This window comes from Deltaproteobacteria bacterium PRO3 (genome assembly GCA_030263375.1).
Lineage (GTDB): Bacteria > UBA10199 > UBA10199 > DSSB01 > DSSB01 > DSSB01.
The window spans coordinates 23218-39932 of sequence record SZOV01000009.1; the positions used below are offsets into that span (position 1 = coordinate 23218).

The 16715-nt window shown below is 56.9% G+C and carries 16 protein-coding genes; 11 read left to right on the forward strand and 5 right to left on the reverse strand.

Annotation, left to right across the window (positions count from 1 at the left end; all coding sequences use genetic code 11):
- The first annotated feature begins 39 nt into the window (after positions 1 to 39).
- On the forward strand, positions 40 to 954 hold the full coding sequence (locus tag FBR05_03130; protein ID MDL1871178.1) for a hypothetical protein: 915 nt from the start codon (positions 40 to 42) through the stop codon (positions 952 to 954).
- Positions 955 to 999: 45 nt separating this feature from the next.
- Here FBR05_03130 and FBR05_03135 read toward each other — a convergent pair whose 3' ends face one another.
- The gene (locus FBR05_03135; GenBank protein ID MDL1871179.1) at positions 1000 to 1473 is read right to left on the reverse strand and encodes a hypothetical protein; all 474 of its coding nucleotides are present in this window, start codon (positions 1471 to 1473) and stop codon (positions 1000 to 1002) included.
- Between the two features lie 70 nt (positions 1474 to 1543).
- On the reverse strand, positions 1544 to 3058 hold the full coding sequence (locus FBR05_03140; protein MDL1871180.1) for a hypothetical protein: 1515 nt from the start codon (positions 3056 to 3058) through the stop codon (positions 1544 to 1546).
- A 170-nt stretch (positions 3059 to 3228) separates the two neighbouring features.
- Here FBR05_03140 and FBR05_03145 point away from each other — a divergent pair, with 170 nt between their 5' ends.
- Together FBR05_03145 and FBR05_03150 are read left to right on the forward strand one after the other, a co-directional pair.
- Positions 3229 to 4749, forward strand: coding sequence for an FMN-binding glutamate synthase family protein (locus FBR05_03145; protein ID MDL1871181.1), 1521 nt, complete (start codon positions 3229 to 3231; stop codon positions 4747 to 4749).
- Positions 4746 to 5120, forward strand: coding sequence for a DoxX family protein (locus tag FBR05_03150; GenBank protein ID MDL1871182.1), 375 nt, complete (start codon positions 4746 to 4748; stop codon positions 5118 to 5120). Before FBR05_03145 ends, FBR05_03150 begins: the two co-directional genes overlap by 4 nt.
- Here FBR05_03150 and FBR05_03155 read toward each other — a convergent pair.
- From FBR05_03155 to FBR05_03165, 3 genes are all read right to left on the reverse strand, one after another.
- Positions 5050 to 5850 carry a DUF2071 domain-containing protein gene (locus tag FBR05_03155; protein MDL1871183.1) on the reverse strand — a complete coding sequence of 267 codons (801 nt, stop codon included), beginning with the start codon at positions 5848 to 5850 and terminating at the stop codon, positions 5050 to 5052. The genes FBR05_03150 and FBR05_03155 overlap by 71 nt on opposite strands.
- 105 nt (positions 5851 to 5955) lie before the next feature.
- A complete protein-coding gene (locus FBR05_03160; protein ID MDL1871184.1) occupies positions 5956 to 6381 on the reverse strand; it encodes a hypothetical protein in 426 nt (141 codons plus the stop codon).
- 50 nt (positions 6382 to 6431) lie between these two features.
- On the reverse strand, positions 6432 to 7544 hold the full coding sequence (locus tag FBR05_03165; GenBank protein ID MDL1871185.1) for a hypothetical protein: 1113 nt from the start codon (positions 7542 to 7544) through the stop codon (positions 6432 to 6434).
- Between the two features lie 308 nt (positions 7545 to 7852).
- On the opposite strand from FBR05_03165, the gene FBR05_03170 reads away from it, so the two are divergent.
- The 8 genes from FBR05_03170 to FBR05_03205 all read left to right on the forward strand — a co-directional run bounded on the left by FBR05_03170 (position 7853) and on the right by FBR05_03205 (position 16494).
- Positions 7853 to 8338, forward strand: a complete 486-nt coding sequence (locus FBR05_03170) for a VOC family protein (protein MDL1871186.1) — start codon at positions 7853 to 7855, stop codon at positions 8336 to 8338.
- A 471-nt stretch (positions 8339 to 8809) separates the two neighbouring features.
- Positions 8810 to 9148 carry a hypothetical protein gene (locus tag FBR05_03175; GenBank protein MDL1871187.1) on the forward strand — a complete coding sequence of 113 codons (339 nt, stop codon included), beginning with the start codon at positions 8810 to 8812 and terminating at the stop codon, positions 9146 to 9148.
- 136 nt (positions 9149 to 9284) lie between these two features.
- Entirely contained in the window at positions 9285 to 9731 is a 447-nt protein-coding gene (locus FBR05_03180) for a hypothetical protein (protein MDL1871188.1), read from the forward strand.
- 148 nt (positions 9732 to 9879) lie between these two features.
- Positions 9880 to 10428 (forward strand): hypothetical protein, encoded by a 549-nt coding sequence (locus FBR05_03185; GenBank protein MDL1871189.1) that lies wholly within the window; start codon positions 9880 to 9882, stop codon positions 10426 to 10428.
- Between the two features lie 43 nt (positions 10429 to 10471).
- Positions 10472 to 11674, forward strand: a complete 1203-nt coding sequence (locus FBR05_03190; protein MDL1871190.1) for a DUF1016 domain-containing protein — start codon at positions 10472 to 10474, stop codon at positions 11672 to 11674.
- Positions 11675 to 11795: 121 nt separating this feature from the next.
- The gene (locus FBR05_03195; GenBank protein ID MDL1871191.1) at positions 11796 to 12044 is read left to right on the forward strand and encodes a hypothetical protein; all 249 of its coding nucleotides are present in this window, start codon (positions 11796 to 11798) and stop codon (positions 12042 to 12044) included.
- A gap of 61 nt (positions 12045 to 12105) precedes the next feature.
- Positions 12106 to 12918, forward strand: coding sequence for a DUF1837 domain-containing protein (locus tag FBR05_03200; protein MDL1871192.1), 813 nt, complete (start codon positions 12106 to 12108; stop codon positions 12916 to 12918).
- A gap of 9 nt (positions 12919 to 12927) precedes the next feature.
- Entirely contained in the window at positions 12928 to 16494 is a 3567-nt protein-coding gene (locus tag FBR05_03205) for a DEAD/DEAH box helicase (protein ID MDL1871193.1), read from the forward strand.
- Positions 16495 to 16715 lie beyond the last annotated feature (221 nt).

Consider the following 16715-nt stretch of genomic DNA (forward strand, 5'->3'; position numbering starts at 1 on the left):
ATCGGCGGCTTTGTCGCCCTTTTGGTCGGCTGCGGGGCCATGTCCGGCTCTTCCAATCAGGCCGACGGCGGCGGCCCCCAGGGCATGGCCTTGGACGACATCGCCCAAAACGGGGTCGGTGGCATCGGCTCGGGCGGCGCGATGGCCGGCGGGGGCGGCTTGCCCGGCCTCGACCCTCGCAATCCGGGAGGCGGCGGCGCCTTTCCCCCCGCGGGGGGCGGTTCCTCCGATCCCTTCAGCGACGTCGGCGGCGGCGGGAGCAGCGGCCACGCGAGCGGCTCGGGAACCGAGTGCAGCGGCGGGGTTTGTGCCGGCGACACGCCCGTGGGCAATCTCTTCGGCGCCATCAAGATCTCGGTGAAGCTGCACTTCAGTCCGGAGAATCCGACCGGGGATTGCAATACGCTGTGGCCGCCGAAGGAAGAGCGCGAGGTCTGCGGCTTCGGCGAGTATCGAACGCAACCCAGCGGCGGCGGCCTATTTTCGAATTTATGGATCCGCGAGGCCCAGGCCTTGCCGGTGGGCGGCCGCGACATCCGGACCGAGCCGACCAAGGCCGTGGTCTGCGGCACGGAGACCGTGCAGCCGCCGATGGACGCCAACCTCGTCCCCAAGGTGGCGGTCGAGGCCCAGCGGCCTTTCTATTCGTATTCCAGCGAAACCTACAAAAAGACGCTCGTCGCCACTTGCGGCGCCGACGGCAAATGGCTGGCCGAGACGGAAAACATCCGCGTCCCCTTCAGCCCCTATCCCGACGGCAACAACACCTGGGATTTTAAGATCGACGCCCTCTTTCCCCAAGAGGGAGTCTGGATCAGCCGCGGGACCCGCGACTTGAAGATCAAATGTTCCTGGGAGCCTCACCCGACCGAGACCCGCATCAAGTGCGAGGAGCAGGTCGTCCTTCCCGCCGTCAAGGGGGATATGACCTTGCCGGTGATGCAGCTTCGCTAGCATCTTGCCGGTAAGAGGTCTTTGCCCGAATAGATTATCCGATTTTCACGACGTCCTTTCGGGCAAGTGATTCTCGGCATTTTCTAAACCAGTCCCGTCCAAGCGCAGGCCGCAATTCAAGCAAGTCCGACCGAAGACGTTCATGTTCATTCGGGTCCCCGTATATCCCAGCTGGGAAGGTGGGTAGCGCGGGTTGTAATCCATGCGTCGGAAGAAATTATTGCCGCAGCGGGGACAGGGCCAGACCATGGCCAAGATCGCCGCCGCGCCGCCGGCCACGAGCAGGTAGAAGAGGCCCGACCAGAAATAATGGGTCCACCGGGCCCCGCTGACCATAAATTTCATGCCGCCGCCGGTCAGCTTGCCGACGAGGACGATCGCGAGAGTCAGGAGCACCGGGAAGGAGAGGCCGAAGATCGCCAAGTTCCGCAGGCAACGCAGTCGACGAAGGCGGGTCCTAAGCTTGACAGAATTCTCGAAGGAGGTTGGGGCGTCCTCTTGCATCGCGGGTATTTTCATTTAGGAGGGCCGGGAAACCAAGCCATTTCATAGCGGCGGGTATTGCCCATGGGATCTGACGTGCGAAAGGCTAACCGGCCTTGGCCCTATGCCGACGGATGCCGATGGAAATAAGGAGCCAGGACAAGAGCGGGGAAACCAGCCATGACGTGATTGGATATTCTGGGGTGGCCTGCGTAGTTCCTAAGGAACAGGCTCCGCCCGCCACGGCTCCGCTGCTTTTCGCGGTCTCGTCGGAGGATGCCTGCGGAAGGGGCGCTAGGGGCGGCCTTGCCGCGACCGTCGCGTCTTGGAGGCCGTCTGCATTCGAGGCCGGTAAATCGGGGTGGAAGGGTCGAGACGAATCGCCGTCGCTTCGACCTGAGCCTGTATGGGAAGACGCCTCATCTGGCTCGGCCGCTCGCGGGGGTTCCCCCAATCTCCCCTCGGGGTTTTCCCTAGCTTCGCCATCCGACGCCCCCGTTCCGCCCTCGGGCGAACTCCCTTCGCCGCTTGGAGGTATCCGAAAACTTGCGTTGGCCTGGGCCTCCCTCAGGGCCTCCGGATGAATCCCGCTGAGCAGGGCCTGCATCGAAACCGGACGCTGGGGCGCAAAGTAGGCCAAGCAGGTGGGAATATCCCAATTTTGGCCGCAAAACCCAAGGTAGCGTCCCAGCATCCAGGGCATGAAGGTGAAGGCCTTTTCATCCAAGGCCCAGAGGTCCCGCACCAGGCGCCGGTCTTCCGGGCGGGAAAGGTCTTCGTTGCGACAGGCTGCGTAGCTTCGGGTCATGAGATTGCATATGGCGCGCGCATTGTAGACGATGCTCTCCAAGCTGCGGAACAAATCGAGCGACAAAGGTTGGCGGTTGGCCACCGGGGAAGGCAGGAGATTTTTGTTCAGGAGGCATTGTGCCGGCGAGGCCTCTCCACAGAGTTGTCGGTAGGGAGCTACGGCCGGGATATCGTTGAAACTCGGGTCCCGATTGGCACAGGCGGCGGGCTTCAGCCAATGACAGGCCTCGGCGAAATTGAAAATGGCGTTAATTTCGGCATTGCCCGAGCTGGGACGTCGGGGCGCGAAGGATTCCGAGCAGGATTGGGGATCGAGGTGCATCCCGCAGAAGGCCGCGTAGCGAGCCAAGAGCCAGGGCCAAAAGACATACCACTCCTGGGGGTCCTTAGCGGCCAGCGTACGAACCAGGCGCCGGTCGCGTTCCCAAGGCCAGTTGGGGGCCTGGCGAGCGGCACGGTCTTCGTCGATGCAGCCCTGCACCCCTTGGTCGAGGTTGCACACCGATTTGGCGGCGGCGATAAAGACTTCCAGAAGGCGGAAGGTCTCTACGGGCAGGGGACCTGCAGCATCGCCCGCCGGTATCAGGCCATCCTGAAGGCAGGCGGCGGGGCGTTGGTCGCCGCAGAGAGTGCGGTAGGGCGCCACCGGGGAAAGGTCGGCAAAATTCGGATCCAAGTTGGCGCAATCGGAGGGTTTCAGCCAACGGCAGGCCTCGGCATAGTCGAAGATCCGATCGATTTTTTGGGAGACGCTCAAGGATTGCGAGTGGAGACGGCCGCAAGGCAACAGGAATAGGGTTATCAGCGCCACTTGACCGATCTTTCTAGATAAAACCGAGGTCATCTCCACTCCCGTGTTTTGGCGCCCCCAGCAGTTTCCTTAAGGCATCATTCTGGCGGCCTCGTGGAAAATTGGCAAGAGGAGGAGGGGGTCTTGCTCTTTTCTTCCCTTTTTCGGGGTAATTCTTCAAAATTCCCCCAATGGCCGCCTCCTGGACCGTCAATCTCGAGAAGATCTCGCGGGTCGTCAATTTCGGCCTTCCCGCGCTGACCCTCGTCTTTTTCTTGGCGGGGTATTTTTCCTCGTTTTACTTCCACTTTTTGACGGTCTTTTTCCTACTGATGACGCTCATCAATATTTTCTACCGCCGCGTCCAGAAGGACCATGCCCTCTTGACCAACTTCGGCTGGGTGGCGCAGGGTCGCTACCTTCTGGAGAGCATCGGCCCGGAGCTGCGCCAGTACCTCTTCACCACCGACACCGAGGAGCGGCCCTTCTCGCGGGTGGAGCGAATGGAGGTCTACCGCAAGTCGAAGGACATCGACGCCTCCTCGGCCTTCGGCTCGCAGCTGGAATTTGACGGCAGCGAGTACAAGCTGCGGCATTCGATGTACCCGACCCTGGTGGCCGAGGCCGAGCCCTATGCCCTGACCTTCGGCGAGGAGCGCGGCCTGGCCGAGGCCTATACCATCACCAAGCCGGTGATGATCAGCGCCATGAGCTACGGCTCGCTGGGCAAGAACGCGGTGCGGGCCCTGGCGCGGGGCGCGCGGAAGGCCGGGATCCCGATGAACACGGGGGAGGGCGGCCTGCCGAGGTATCACCTGATGGAGGGCTGCGACCTGATCTTCCAGATGGGGACGGCGAAGTTCGGCTGCCGCAACGAGGATGGGTCCTTGCACGAAGGGCGCCTGCGGGAGATCGCCCGGCTGCCGCAGGTGAAGATGATCGAGATCAAGTTCTCCCAGGGGGCGAAGCCGGGGAAGGGCGGCCTGCTGCCGCGCGAGAAGATCACCCGCGAGATCGCCGAGCTGCGCGGCGTGCCGATGGACCGCGACGTGATCTCGCCGCCCGCGCACGTGGAATGCACGGACCCGGACGCGACCGTCCGCTTTATCGGACGGGTCCAGGATATCTCCGAGTTGCCGGTCGGTATTAAATTCTGTTTGGGCCGCGAGGCGGAGTTTCGCGTCTTGGTGCGGGCGATGGCGCGGCACCAGATCTTCCCCGACTACATCGCCCTGGACGGCGCGGAGGGGGGTACCGGCGCCGCGCCGAAGTCCTTCATGGACGACCTGGGGATCCCGATCCTGGCGGCGCTGCCGGCGGCGCATCAGATCTTGAAGGAGGAAGAGGTGCGCGATCGCCTCAAGCTGGTAGCGGCCGGAAAGCTCATCAATCCCGGAAAGCAGCTCATCGCGCTGTCGCTGGGCGCGCAGGCGGTCTACACCGCGCGGGGCTTCATGCTGGCCCTGGGCTGCATCCAGGCCCTGACTTGCAACCGCAACACCTGTCCCGTCGGCATCACGACGCACAACCCCGCCCTGCAGCGGGGCCTGGACATCGAGGTGAAGTCGGAGCGGGTGAAGAACTACGTCGTCAACCTGGTGCACGACCACTACGAGCTGCTGACCTCGCTGGGGAAGCGCTCTTTCCGGGAGCTGAACGAGGACAACCTCCTGCTGCCGACGGCGGCGGGGACGGGACGGGGGAGGCCATGAAGAACAAGCTGCTGTGGATCTTTCAACTCGTCCCCGCGGTGATCTTGTTCGGGACCGCCTACGGGAAGCTCAGCTCGAAGCCCAACGAGGTGCAGTTGTTTTCCGTCTTGGGCATGGAGCCGACGGGCCGGTTTATCATCGGGATCATCGAGGGTCTGGCGGCCTTGCTGTTGCTGTCGCCCCGCTATTCGGCCGCGGGCGCCTTCCTGGCCCTAGGCACCATGTTGGGCGCCCTGATCGCGCACCTGACGGTGATCGGCTTCGACCTGAAGCACACCCTCTTGCTGTCCTCGGTATTGGTCAGCAGTCTGGTCGTCCTGGTCGCCCGTTACCGGCACCTGCCGCTGCTGGGGCCGAAGGCGCGGGATTGACCCGCTTCGGCGGCCAGACAAGGACGTGGATCTTGTTCACGAAAAGCAGATGGGGCGCCTCCTCCGGCAGGCTGAGGCCGAGGGGGTCGAGCATGGTGTTGGCCTGCGCCTGAAGCCGGGCGGGTTGGAGCTCCCAGGGCTTGTGATGGATCTCCGCCCGCAAGACCTCTTGCCGGGCGTTGAGGGTGTAGAGGCAGTAGCGGGCCGTCAGGAAGTATTCCAGCGAATCCCGTTCCGCGAGGAAGACGGGTCCCGTCGGCGCGTATTGCGCCCGCAGGACGGCGGCCGTTCCGCGCGGATCGCTACGCGTCGAGCCGTATCGGACCTCGCCCTCCCGCGCGCGGCACTCCATGGTCGCCTTGAAGTAGGGGAGGTGAAACCAGGCGCGGGCGATTTCCACTGCCGCGCGGTTTCCGGCGTCGAGGGAGAAGAAATAGACGCCGGGGCGTTGGTCCAGGGTGACGTAGGTGCGGACGTTCAATTCGGGGAAGAAAGACAGCCAGGGCAGGGGCGGCAGGAAGCGCGGCCTCACGTTGGCCATGCGGAAGGGGACGACGCCGACGTAGGCCTCGCCGCGGAAGGTGTCCAGCGGCAGGGACGCGGGCACCAGAGCCCTTAAGAGCTCCGCGGGGACGCGGTAGTGGATGAAGAGCAGGTCGTGCCAGGACTGGTGCATCACGAAGGGGGAACGCGGCGCGGGGTAGGGGCGGTAGGGGTCGTCGAGGTTCATGAGATAAGTCTCTCCCAGGCCGGAAATGTTTCCCCTTAGGGAATGAATTGTAGGGGCGAAGCTTGTGTTCGCCCTCCCCCTCGAGGGCAATGGTTGTTATCTTCTTTAGGGTAGGACGGCAAGCAAGTGAATCAAGCCGAGGCCCGCGAAGCCCGCCAGGATCCACCAGTCGCCCCGTCTCCTTCCCATCTTTAATTGCGTGATCGCGCGCAGGAACCAGAAGAGGGCGATCCACACCGCGATGTAAGGGCCGTAGCTCGAAGGCAGCCACCGCTGCCAAGTCAAGTCCAGCAGGCCGACCGTGAGGATCGCGAAGCTGGCGGCGTGGTTCATCACCCAGACGAGCCCATAGATATCCCGGCGCGTGGTCGGGTAGGCGCCGACGATCAGCGGAAAGGGTTTCAGCGCCTCCCCGCGCTCTGGAATCGCCCCGCGAAAATCGAACCAGCGCGGAAACCAGAAATGCAAGAGGCCGAGGAGGACGGAGAAGATCCCGGCGGGGTAGAGGGCGTAGGGGAGGTAGTGGGCCATGGGTCGGCTAGTTTTAGCACCTCATGGTCCGGGCCGAAAATAAAATTGTGTCAGGGACACGCGCCCTTGCCATGGGCGCAGGCCATGATCGCGCCGGCCAGGGCGAAGTCGAATGCCAGTTTGGGCTTGCCCCTTCGCGGGGCGGCAAATTTTCGGTTGTATTCGTCGACGTAGGAGCGCGCCAGGTCGAGCCACCTGCGGGCGGAGCGTGAGGAATGGCCCTTCGCCGCGCCCTTGGCCAATTTGAAGTTGTCGGCAATGCCGTTGACGAGCGCGGCCTCCAAAATCGCATCGGCCTGCTTGGCGTCGAAGGGCAGGCTTAACTGAAATTGAGAATTCGCGTTGCTGATCTGGTTTTCCAGATGGCGGAGCCGGTGCCTCACCAACATTGTTTGGCCGCGCAAGGCGGCTTGGCGGATGTTTTGATAAAGCTGGGAATTTCCGATGATAAAGGCGTTTTCCACCGCCTTGCGCACGAGGATCGGGTTGTAATTAAAATGAAGCCCAAATTTTAGATTGGCCGCCGGAATCAAGCGCTTCAACTCCCGAAAGCCCGATACGGCCCCAAAGAAGTCGCCCGCCGCGGCCTTGCCGTGGGCGTCGAGCTCGAGAATGGGAATTCCATTCTGGTAGGCGTCCTTGAGGATGCCGTCGGCGCGAACCTGATCGAAGGGGAGGGGGAAGTTAAATTGGGATTGCAGGCGCCGGTGGTAGCCGGCCGCATCCTGCAACAGGGCCTCGACTCCATGGATGTCTTGCCCGGCTTGGGCCTTCGCATCGGCATTCTGAAAATTCTCCGCCATGCCGGTTTGCAGGCCCGATTCTAGAATGGTGTCCGCCCGAGTTTGAGGGAAGGGCAGCCCAAGCCTCTGCGCCCCGAGCTCGGCCTCTTTCAGACGAAGTTCCACCATGGGGACATTGCCTAGCTGGGCGTAGGCGGTCGCATCCCGAAGCCCGTTGACCATCGTGGCCGCGTCCGAGAGCAAAATGCCGCTCCAGCCGGAAGTCCCTAATTCCTGGGTGATTTGATGAAGCTCGGCGGCTTCGCGGGCCGGGGAAAAGGGCTGTCCGGAGGGATCGACGACCGCGTCCACGCCGGGGTCGAAGAGATTGTTTTGATTGAGGTCTTGGATGACGACGGGACCGATTGGGATGTCGCTCATGTGCTCCCCTATCTTCTTGTCCTGACATATCCATCGTCGGGATGGGGGAATCGTTGCGTAGTGGGTAGAGAGTTAATCTTCGAACGAATCAAAGTCGTCAAAACGGGAGGTATAACTATAAGTGTGAAGAAATTATATTTTGGTTATGCTTCGGCTAGCTTACCATGACTTAAATGGCGTCTGGATGATTGTATTTGCAGAATTTCTTTTGGTATTAAAGTTTACGCCGGGCAAATTAAGAAAGCCGTGATTTCGGCATTAATGCTTCCAGCCCTGCTTTGGGCGGCTTGTCTCAAAGGAGAAATGTCATGATGGATCCAGCAAAGAACACGATCTGTCTTTGGTACAACGGCGACGCCGAGGAGGCGGCGCGATTTTATGCCAAGACCTTCCCCGATTCGTCGGTCGGCGCCGTGCACCGCGCACCGGCGGACTTTCCGTCGGGGAAGAAGGGGGACGCGTTGACCGTCGAGTTTACCGTGATGGGCATCCCGTGCCTTGGGCTCAACGGCGGACCCGCGTTTAAGCACAGCGAGGCGTTCTCGTTTCAAGTCGCCACTTCCGACCAGGAGGAAACGGATCGCTACTGGAACGCAATCGTCGGCAACGGCGGCCAGGAGAGCGCGTGCGGCTGGTGCAAGGACAAATGGGGATTGTCCTGGCAGATTACGCCGATCGTCCTGACGAAAGCGGTCACTAATCCCGATCCCGCCGTCGCCAAGCGCGCGTTCGAGGCGATGATGCAGATGAGGAAGATCGACGTCGCGGCGATCGAGGCGGCTTGTCGCGGGTGAGGAAGATTTCAAAAAAAGCGCTGGATAAAATTGGTACCGGCCTTCTCAACCGCGAAGGTTTTATCAAGATGAGAAAATAGGGCGGAGTAGTCGGCGCCCTCCCATCATTCCAGGGCGCATTGGATTATCGCATTCGATTTTCGAGGATTTTTTCCATCGGAAAAATGGTGGAGACGAGCGGGATCGAACCGCCGACCTCCTGAATGCCATTCCCCCTGGGAATTTTTCCTTCATTTGGGTGCTTCTGCTAACTAATTGAAATAACTAACTAATATAGATCTCGTTAATGATGATTTTTGTACAAGAATGGTCATTATGAGGTCAATTTGGGGTCGTTATGGACTCATTCGTGGGAGGATTGTGGGATAAAATTGCAGTACAAGGTATAAGAAAATCGCTAAATGTACTGTAAAAGGGCGGCCCGAGCACTCCCTTTCCAATAGGTGGAGAATCCTATAGAGTTGAGCCGGTATGTTGAATAAGAACGCCAATCCTCAAATCATACGACTTCGGGAATTATTTGAAAAAAATATTTCCACCCGACAGGCTTTATCCAAAATCAAAGAACAGTTCGCTCCTTCAGCAACGAAAATAATTTTGGATTTCTCCGATATCGATTTTGTTTCTCGTTCCTTCTCCCACGAGCTAATCCGCTTTTCTAAATCTTGGGAGAAGCAAATTGAATTCAAAAATTTAAACCCCACCATTCAAGCTTTATTCTCTAAAGTTCAGGCCGCCAAACCAACTTCTCGATCGGCTTCGGCCCCGATCAAAATTACTTCATTTGAAGAATCAGCAACGATTTTTTGAGGCATTTTCCGCATCATTAGGAGCCCGATGTTAAAATGCACTAAAAAGTGCGTTTTATGCAATTTTTAGTGCACATCGAAAGTTGTTACCAATTTTCAAGACGACTAGGATAACGCTAAGTGCAAGGGATTTTTTCATGGAAACTCAAGATTCACAGACACAGGAAAATCAAAAAATATTTGATAAAGCCAAACAATGCTTGCCGGATTTAAAAAATCTTTTTTCGGAAGTTTCCTCCGAGTGGGGTTATGAGGATGCTATCTATCGCTTTTATCATTACTCCTTTAAAGTTTACGGCATCCAAGCCATGACCGAAAAAATTGTGGAAGGCCTTCAAAGGCTTGCCCCTCATCGCCCATTGAATTCTGATTTTCAAAAGATCATCAAAGAGGGAACGGGTCATACTTTCGCTTTGTCCCATAATAGGAATTGGTTGGCCCATACTCGCCCAATGCTTGAGGCCTTTTTTCACGCCCGCTACATGCTGGAAATGATCTGTAAGTACACCGAAGAGTTAGAGGAACCGCCGGACTTGCTTCCTTCCGGTTGGGCTGCGGTTTTGCATTTGTATAATCTAAGATAAAAACACGCTTTAAATTCGGCCATTTATCATCCAATAAGAAGTTGAAATTTGTTAACAATTTCAAATTATTAGCAAAATAAACTAGAAATGGTACAGCATGAAAAACGAGAAATAGTACGACACAATAAACTAGTAATGGTACGGGCCCATGTTTCTCCATTGCACCAAAAAGCTGCTCGAACAGCTCAACATGTCGAAGGCCGATCTTGATGACAGTTCGCCTGTTCAACGAATTTTTTCATGGCATGCGCATATTGTTTCTATCGCCCGCGGAAAAACGCTGGTCGCAATAAACGATCAGACTTTTTACGCGCTCATCATGCCGCAGTTAAAAAAGAAAAATTTGTTGAATTTCGCCTCCGAATTTTATTCGGCCTTATCTGCCAGCCTAAAAAGTGAAGGTTTCAACGGCTCATCGATTGAATTTCTATTCGGCGGGAATATTTCCTACACAAAGTCCTATAGCCGCCAAATTTTGGGAATTATCAACGACGCCGTTAAGCACGTACGGTATCATGTTGAAGACCGAGGCGGTTGGGAGCACACCGATATCGTTGAGCTTACCAAGAGAATCAATCGTATCCCGTGGCTCGCCGGCACCCGGGATTGCATCTTCGCGATTCAGAAGATTGCCGAGGATCTTAAAATTCTAGGAAAGGCAGGGGATATTTCCCTTGAACGGGAAAAAGCCTTCTAAACACTTTATCCTTTGTAGAAGGAGCCCCCCAGAGAAGAGGACTATGATCGCAAAGAAGCCGAAAAAACGTCCCGGCGAATTGGCCACCCAATACAATTCCATTTTGGGGGACATCTCCAGCGTCATCAATGAAGCCAGGAGATCTGCCGCCCGATCAGTCAATTGCATCATGACAGCTGCTTATTGGCTGATCGGCAGGCGTATTGTGGAATCCGAACAAAAGGGGGAGAGCCGCGCAGGGTATGGGGAAGAGCTGCTGGAGCGGTTATCCGCCGATCTCAGTCAGAGTCATGGACGTGGCTTCTCCCGGCAAAACCTCCAGCAAATGAGGCAGTTTTACCTATGTTACCCGCTGGAACAAATTCGCCAGACACCGTCTGGCGAATTCGGCCCTCCTTCCAATGTAATCATTCGCCAGACAGAGTCTGGCATTTTGCAGACACCGTCTGCAGAATCGATCCTTTCCAGTATTTCCATAAAATTTCCGCTCCCCTGGTCGGCCTACGTTCGCTTACTGGGGGTGAAAAACGAATCAGCCCGAAAGTTTTACGAGGCCGAAGCCCTGCGCGGCGGCTGGTCGGTGCGGCAACTCGACCGGCAGATCAATTCCCAGTTCTATGAACGCACCGCCCTGTCGAAGAACAAGGCCGCCATGTTGAGTAAGGGGGAAAAGGCTTCGCCTGGGGACCATGTTCTGCCGGAAGAGGAAATCAAGGACCCATTCATGCTGGAATTCCTCGGGCTCAAGGACGAATATTCGGAAACGGATCTGGAAGAGGCGTTGATCCGCCACTTGGAAGCCTTCCTTTTAGAATTGGGCGGCGATTTCTGTTTCATCGGCAGGCAGAGACGCTTGCGGATCGATGACGAGTGGTATCGTGTGGACCTTTTGTTTTTCCACCGTCGCTTACGATGCCTGGTGATCATTGATCTCAAGATCGGCAAGTTTACCCATGCCGATGCCGGGCAAATGCACCTCTATCTCAACTATGCGAGGGAACATTGGGTGCGCGACGGTGAGAATCCGCCCGTCGGGTTGATTCTCTGCGCCCAGAAAGGCGATGATCTCGCCAAATACGCGTTGGAAGGACTGCCCAATAAGGTCATGGCTTCGGAGTACCGAACAACCCTGCCCGATGAAAAAAGACTTGTCGCCGAGATTGAGCGGACCCGGGCGGTTCTGGAAGGCAGAAAACCTCCTCCCCTTACAGGTCGAAACTCCGTGAAGAAAAAAGGGAAGCAATGACTTTCTGGCCTTTGGAAAGGGGCCTTTGCGGCCCCTTTCCATTCATACTTTGACAAGGTCCCCAAATTAGGAAAAAATATAGTGTTTCCCCCGGGTAAGGAGCGTTTCTGAAGGGGAACCCATGGTCCGAGGCAATCAAATCGCGCGCCAATGGGCGGTCATCAAGACATTCGGCGGCCGTTCCAAAGGGATTATCATCGCGGATCTCTCCAGCAATTTAAAAATAAATTCTTCTCGTATCATTTACGCGGATCTTAATTGTTTTCAGAAAGCTGGAATGCAATTCGATTCAGCTAATTCATTTCAGTGGTTGGTAACTTTTTTTTCTGCTGCGTCAATTTTTTTAATTAGCTGGCTTATATGCCGCTGACAAATAGGGAAATTAAGGAATCATTGTCAAATCGTAAGTTTCATTGGGAGGAACACAAAAGTTGGATTACCCCGAATCAGAAATGCCCCTAGCGACCGACCCCGTAAGCCGGGACAACTTTGATGCTCATTGGCTTGAAGCTGGTGTATCCATCACTTACCCCGACCTCCGGCATCATCCCATGAGAGAGATCAGCGGAAGCCGACCTCGAATTCGAGATTCGCTTTCCCGAGCCATTGTTGATCACCACGTACATCGCCAGAGAGTCGCGGACCGACTCCAGGCCCTCGGTCATGTGGGCGCGGCAGCATTCTTTCGAACAGAGTTACCTCGCGATGACCGTACCCGTAAGGGCAATTTCGGAGAGGTCGTTGCATCTGAGCACTTAATCCAGCGTTACGGCTACGCAATGCCAGTTTTCAAGCTACGCTACCGCGACAGCAATCTGGCTATGAGGGGAGAGGACATCGTTGCATTCAAGATCGATAATCAGCAACGGATCACGTGCGTTATCATCGGGGAGGCCAAGACAGTCACTACCTACAATGCTGACACGGTACATCGTGCGCACGAGCGATTGCATAAGGCTTATCACCCTCGCCCGATGACGCTTGGGATGCTCGCCGAGATTCTCTACATGAATGGGAGCTCGGCCCTCGCTTCCCAAATAGACGATATCGCCATACACCTCGCCAAGGATGACTTTCCCCGGGAGAACTGGATATTCCTGATTTGCCAGGACTGCCCGGTTGAGCCATTCGCGTGCCTGAATGGCAATGGCAACATCATACCTGACCTTCATTGCGTTAATCTGTCCCTCTCGGACTTGACGAATTTTGTGAACCACCTATTTGACCATCCCGTTCTGGAGTAGCACTATCTAATGCCGATTCGCGACCTACAGCAATTGAGCCAACAAATGGAAACACTCCTGCGCGACGGCACGCGACGCAACCTCCACGCCCAAGCGCACGCGAGAGCGATTCTTAAACAACTCGGAACGCCGGAACGTGAGTGGCCAGCTTTTAGCCCCGTACTCGATGAACGCCTCATGTATTTCGCAAATGCTTCGATGGTTATGGCCTTGGACCTTGTTGACGCGCCGATGTACCAAGACCTCGCAACGGAGTTACTAACCCAGGGGGCCGAGGCTATCGAGTTTCTATGTGTTGTCGGGCGGTTCAAAGCATGCATACCGGATGAGCTGCTCAAGGCAGCGACGGCCTACCACATCGCTGGCCATCACGCCCGCTCCTACGTCCTGATGCACACGCTGACAACTAGCAATGACTTTAAGCCGGATTCATTCATACAGGCAATCATTGCCCTTGTGGCTCGTGATCTCACGCGTGCTAGAGAAATCACGCTGGCGATCTTTAATCAACCTCAGTTCGTAGATGCCAATGTTGCAGAGGCCCTCGCAGGTGGTGCGACTACGGATGACAATGCAATCGCGGATCTTGGACGACGCAGCCTGACTGAAGCGATTTCGTGGTTTTTGGAATTTCTTAAAGTCGGTTCAATGCCTTTTCGTGATACCGCCACCAAACAGTGCCGCGCCGTCGCAGCGCTTGGGCGGGAGGCTCGCCATGTTGATCTCTGGTGGTGGGGAAAGGTTCTGGAACGTTTTTTCCGCGAACTTGGCGACTCAAGCTTTTGGAGCTGCATTGGCGATATTGGTCCGCGCTTCCCTTCGGGCGCCCCAATCCAGCGCTACATCGAAAGCCTGTTACTGAAGCACCCCGCCACCATATCGCTGTGGCCATCCCAGCAGAGCGCCATAGCCATGATCAAGCGAGCAGATGCTCCAAGCTTCTGCGTGCGAATGCCCACCAGCGCGGGGAAGACTCGCATAGCCGAACTCTGCATCGTGCGCGCCATATTGGACAGTCTCAACAGTCCTAACGCTAAGTGTGTGTATATCGCTCCGTTCCGCTCACTAGCAGCTGAAATCGAGCGCACCCTCACCAGTGGACTACAACCATTGGGAGTTCGCGTTTCCGAGGTCTATGGCGGATTTGATATGACGGCCAATGACGAACGGCTGATCCAGGATACCCAGGTACTGATTGCTACGCCGGAAAAGCTGGATGCGGTTCTGCGAATAGCGCCGGAGCTGCTCTCGGACATCCGCCTCGTGATCTTCGACGAGGGCCACCTCGCAGGCGACACTTCTTCGCGCGGCCTACGCGCTGAGTTCCTGATTAACCGCCTCTTGTGGCGCCTGGGGCGTCAGCAATGCCGCCACGTCTTCCTGTCCGCAGTTCTCCCTAACCCGGAAGACTTCGCGCGATGGATCGGCGGCGGCGCCGACCATCTTGTTTCATCGACATGGCGTCCGTCGCGGCTGCTCGTAGGGCAGTGTTTGTGGAATGGCACACGTGTTCGGCTCGATTATACCCATTCCAGTGATACGCCGTTGGATCATGAAACCTTTGTGCCGCAGTTTGTGGGCCGGCGAGAGGTCCGGGGCATCCAAGGAGTAGGCGGACGTCGGAGGCCGTTTCCCGCCAATTGGCAGGAAGCCTATGCATCGGCTGCTATACATCTGACTTCCATCGGAACGACTTTAGCCTTTGTTCCTCAAGCCCGACACGTAGAGTCGACGGCCAAGACTATTCTTGATGCATTGCAACTTTCACATGCCCTGGCTCGGTCCGAGGGTGCGACGTTGCACTTTCCTTCTCCCGATCCCGTGAGTGCGCTTATGCAGGATTGCCTGACTGCAATTCGCGATGAGCTTGGCCCCGATTCAGTAATTTCATCGTTCATCCGGGCCGGCATTGCCATTCACCACGGCAACCTTCCTTCTCGAGTCAGGCTGGCAATCGAGCGGCTCGTTCGAGATCGACAGCTCGCCCTCATCGTAGCGACAACGACGCTCGGGCAGGGAGTTAACCTGCCGATCCGGACAGTCCTAGTGCGAGGCGTCCAACAGGACCAGCACCACCAGATTGACAGATTGGGATTCTGGAATATCGCCGGGCGAGCGGGGCGCGCCCTCCACGAGAACGAAGGTCACGTGCTCTTCTTCTTCGACGAAACGGCACCAACCCATCAGTTGCGGAGCCGCCGAGCTGCAATCCGCGAATTGATCCAGCGGACAAGCGTGGAGGCAGTAATTGGGGTGCTTCACCGCGCGCTCTCTTTCCTGCGAAAACTCTGGCACAGCACAACGCCGAATATCCCATTTGAAACATTGTGTCTTCGCATAGCAGAAGACGACTTCACTTGGGCTCCCGAGGATAAGCGCCAAAGCCTCGCCTCACTTTTCGGCCTGGTGGATCAGAATCTGCTCGCTATGGCCGTGGAAGCAGTCTATACGCCCGAGCAGCCAGATCGGCTCCAGGAGGTCCTGCGCGAATCGCTACTCTTCTGCCAGCTGGAGACTCGCCCGATCGATGGCATCACCGCTCCGGCAGCTATTAATATTATGAGTGCGCGCTTGAGGTCCATCTACCGTCGTTTCCCCCAGGAAGATCGCCGGGCAAAATTCTACAAAATGGGGTTCGACTTGGACGACTGCTTGACCGTGGAAAAAAATCGGAACCAGATTATGGATATCCTCAGGAACGTTGCTGATTGGGACAGCGGGACGGAAGATACCCGGCTCGATACTCTCCTCTCTTTGGCAGCACTTGCCTTGCCGCTCAACACGATGCGCGAGGCGACAGACCTGGACCCTCTGGTACTGCTGCCAGCCATCAAGGGCTGGCTCAGAGGACAAAGCTGCATCGAAATCATCGCCGCCGGACAGGCTGACGATATTTCGTCCGATCCTGGCGAACTGTCGCGTATCATAGAGCGGGTCTGCGTCTATGGACTCGCGTGGGTCATGAATGGAATCATTACTTTTAGCCGTCCCGAGTTTGAAAACCACGGCATCCCCTTCCCGGAGGCGGCTTCTCATTTTCCGGCCATGTTCAAACTAGGAGTGCCTTCTCCACTCGCTTCAGCTTTTGCTGGCTATCTGCAACTTGATCGAAGCCTGGCTATTGAGGCTGCTGCGAAGTGCCCATATAGTATCACAGAAATCGACCGAGCCATTGCCTGGCTGCATGCGACCGATGCAGCCAGCCTTCAGGAGCAGGGTATGTCGGAAGCTGCTGCCACTAGGGTCGTCCGGCTCCGTAGAACGGGAATCGACCCCCTCGCCCAACTGAATACGGAGGCCACTGATACGCGCCGAGTGATTGTGAATGGCAATCGATTGGACGACGAAACGGCCGCTGGAGATGCAGTTTTGTGGCTACCGCGCGCAAGCGCCGGGCCCGAGTGGCTCGACCTTGCGCGTCCTGACGGAAAGCTACTCGGCACGTATCGCTTTCAGCAACAGCCTGTCCCTGAATGGCTGTCTCGAACTTCGAAGGTTGTCTCGCGGCTTACGGACATCTCGCCTCATTCCAAAGGGGCTGTTGTAACCGTTGAGAGCCGTCGACTCGGTACGTGACAATTTCGCCTGTGTATTTTGCGACGAGTAACCGCACTCCACGGCGATTTGGCTGTCTGGCGGCATTCAACCGGCGGAGTTTCATTCGTTACCTCTTTGGTTCCCGCCTTCAATCAAAGGGCTCCCCCAGATTACGGCTTTCTTTTGGAGCCGGGATCGACCGATTTTCGAAATCCAAGGTATGATTCTCCTCTTCCAGGCCCCAAGAAATTTGAATCACG

Coding starts and splice junctions, on each gene's coding strand:
- FBR05_03160 (MDL1871184.1), bottom strand. CDS start 6,381: ATGGCCCACTACCTCCCCTACGCCCTCTACCCCGCCGGGATCTTCTCC.
- FBR05_03175 (MDL1871187.1), top strand. CDS start 8,810: ATGTTGAATAAGAACGCCAATCCTCAAATCATACGACTTCGGGAATTA.
- FBR05_03185 (MDL1871189.1), top strand. CDS start 9,880: ATGTTTCTCCATTGCACCAAAAAGCTGCTCGAACAGCTCAACATGTCG.
- FBR05_03145 (MDL1871181.1), top strand. CDS start 3,229: ATGGCCGCCTCCTGGACCGTCAATCTCGAGAAGATCTCGCGGGTCGTC.
- FBR05_03205 (MDL1871193.1), top strand. CDS start 12,928: ATGCCGATTCGCGACCTACAGCAATTGAGCCAACAAATGGAAACACTC.
- FBR05_03170 (MDL1871186.1), top strand. CDS start 7,853: ATGATGGATCCAGCAAAGAACACGATCTGTCTTTGGTACAACGGCGAC.
- FBR05_03180 (MDL1871188.1), top strand. CDS start 9,285: ATGGAAACTCAAGATTCACAGACACAGGAAAATCAAAAAATATTTGAT.
- FBR05_03165 (MDL1871185.1), bottom strand. CDS start 7,544: ATGAGCGACATCCCAATCGGTCCCGTCGTCATCCAAGACCTCAATCAA.
- FBR05_03155 (MDL1871183.1), bottom strand. CDS start 5,850: ATGAACCTCGACGACCCCTACCGCCCCTACCCCGCGCCGCGTTCCCCC.
- FBR05_03195 (MDL1871191.1), top strand. CDS start 11,796: ATGGTCCGAGGCAATCAAATCGCGCGCCAATGGGCGGTCATCAAGACA.
- FBR05_03190 (MDL1871190.1), top strand. CDS start 10,472: ATGATCGCAAAGAAGCCGAAAAAACGTCCCGGCGAATTGGCCACCCAA.
- FBR05_03130 (MDL1871178.1), top strand. CDS start 40: ATGTCCGGCTCTTCCAATCAGGCCGACGGCGGCGGCCCCCAGGGCATG.
- FBR05_03135 (MDL1871179.1), bottom strand. CDS start 1,473: ATGAAAATACCCGCGATGCAAGAGGACGCCCCAACCTCCTTCGAGAAT.
- FBR05_03150 (MDL1871182.1), top strand. CDS start 4,746: ATGAAGAACAAGCTGCTGTGGATCTTTCAACTCGTCCCCGCGGTGATC.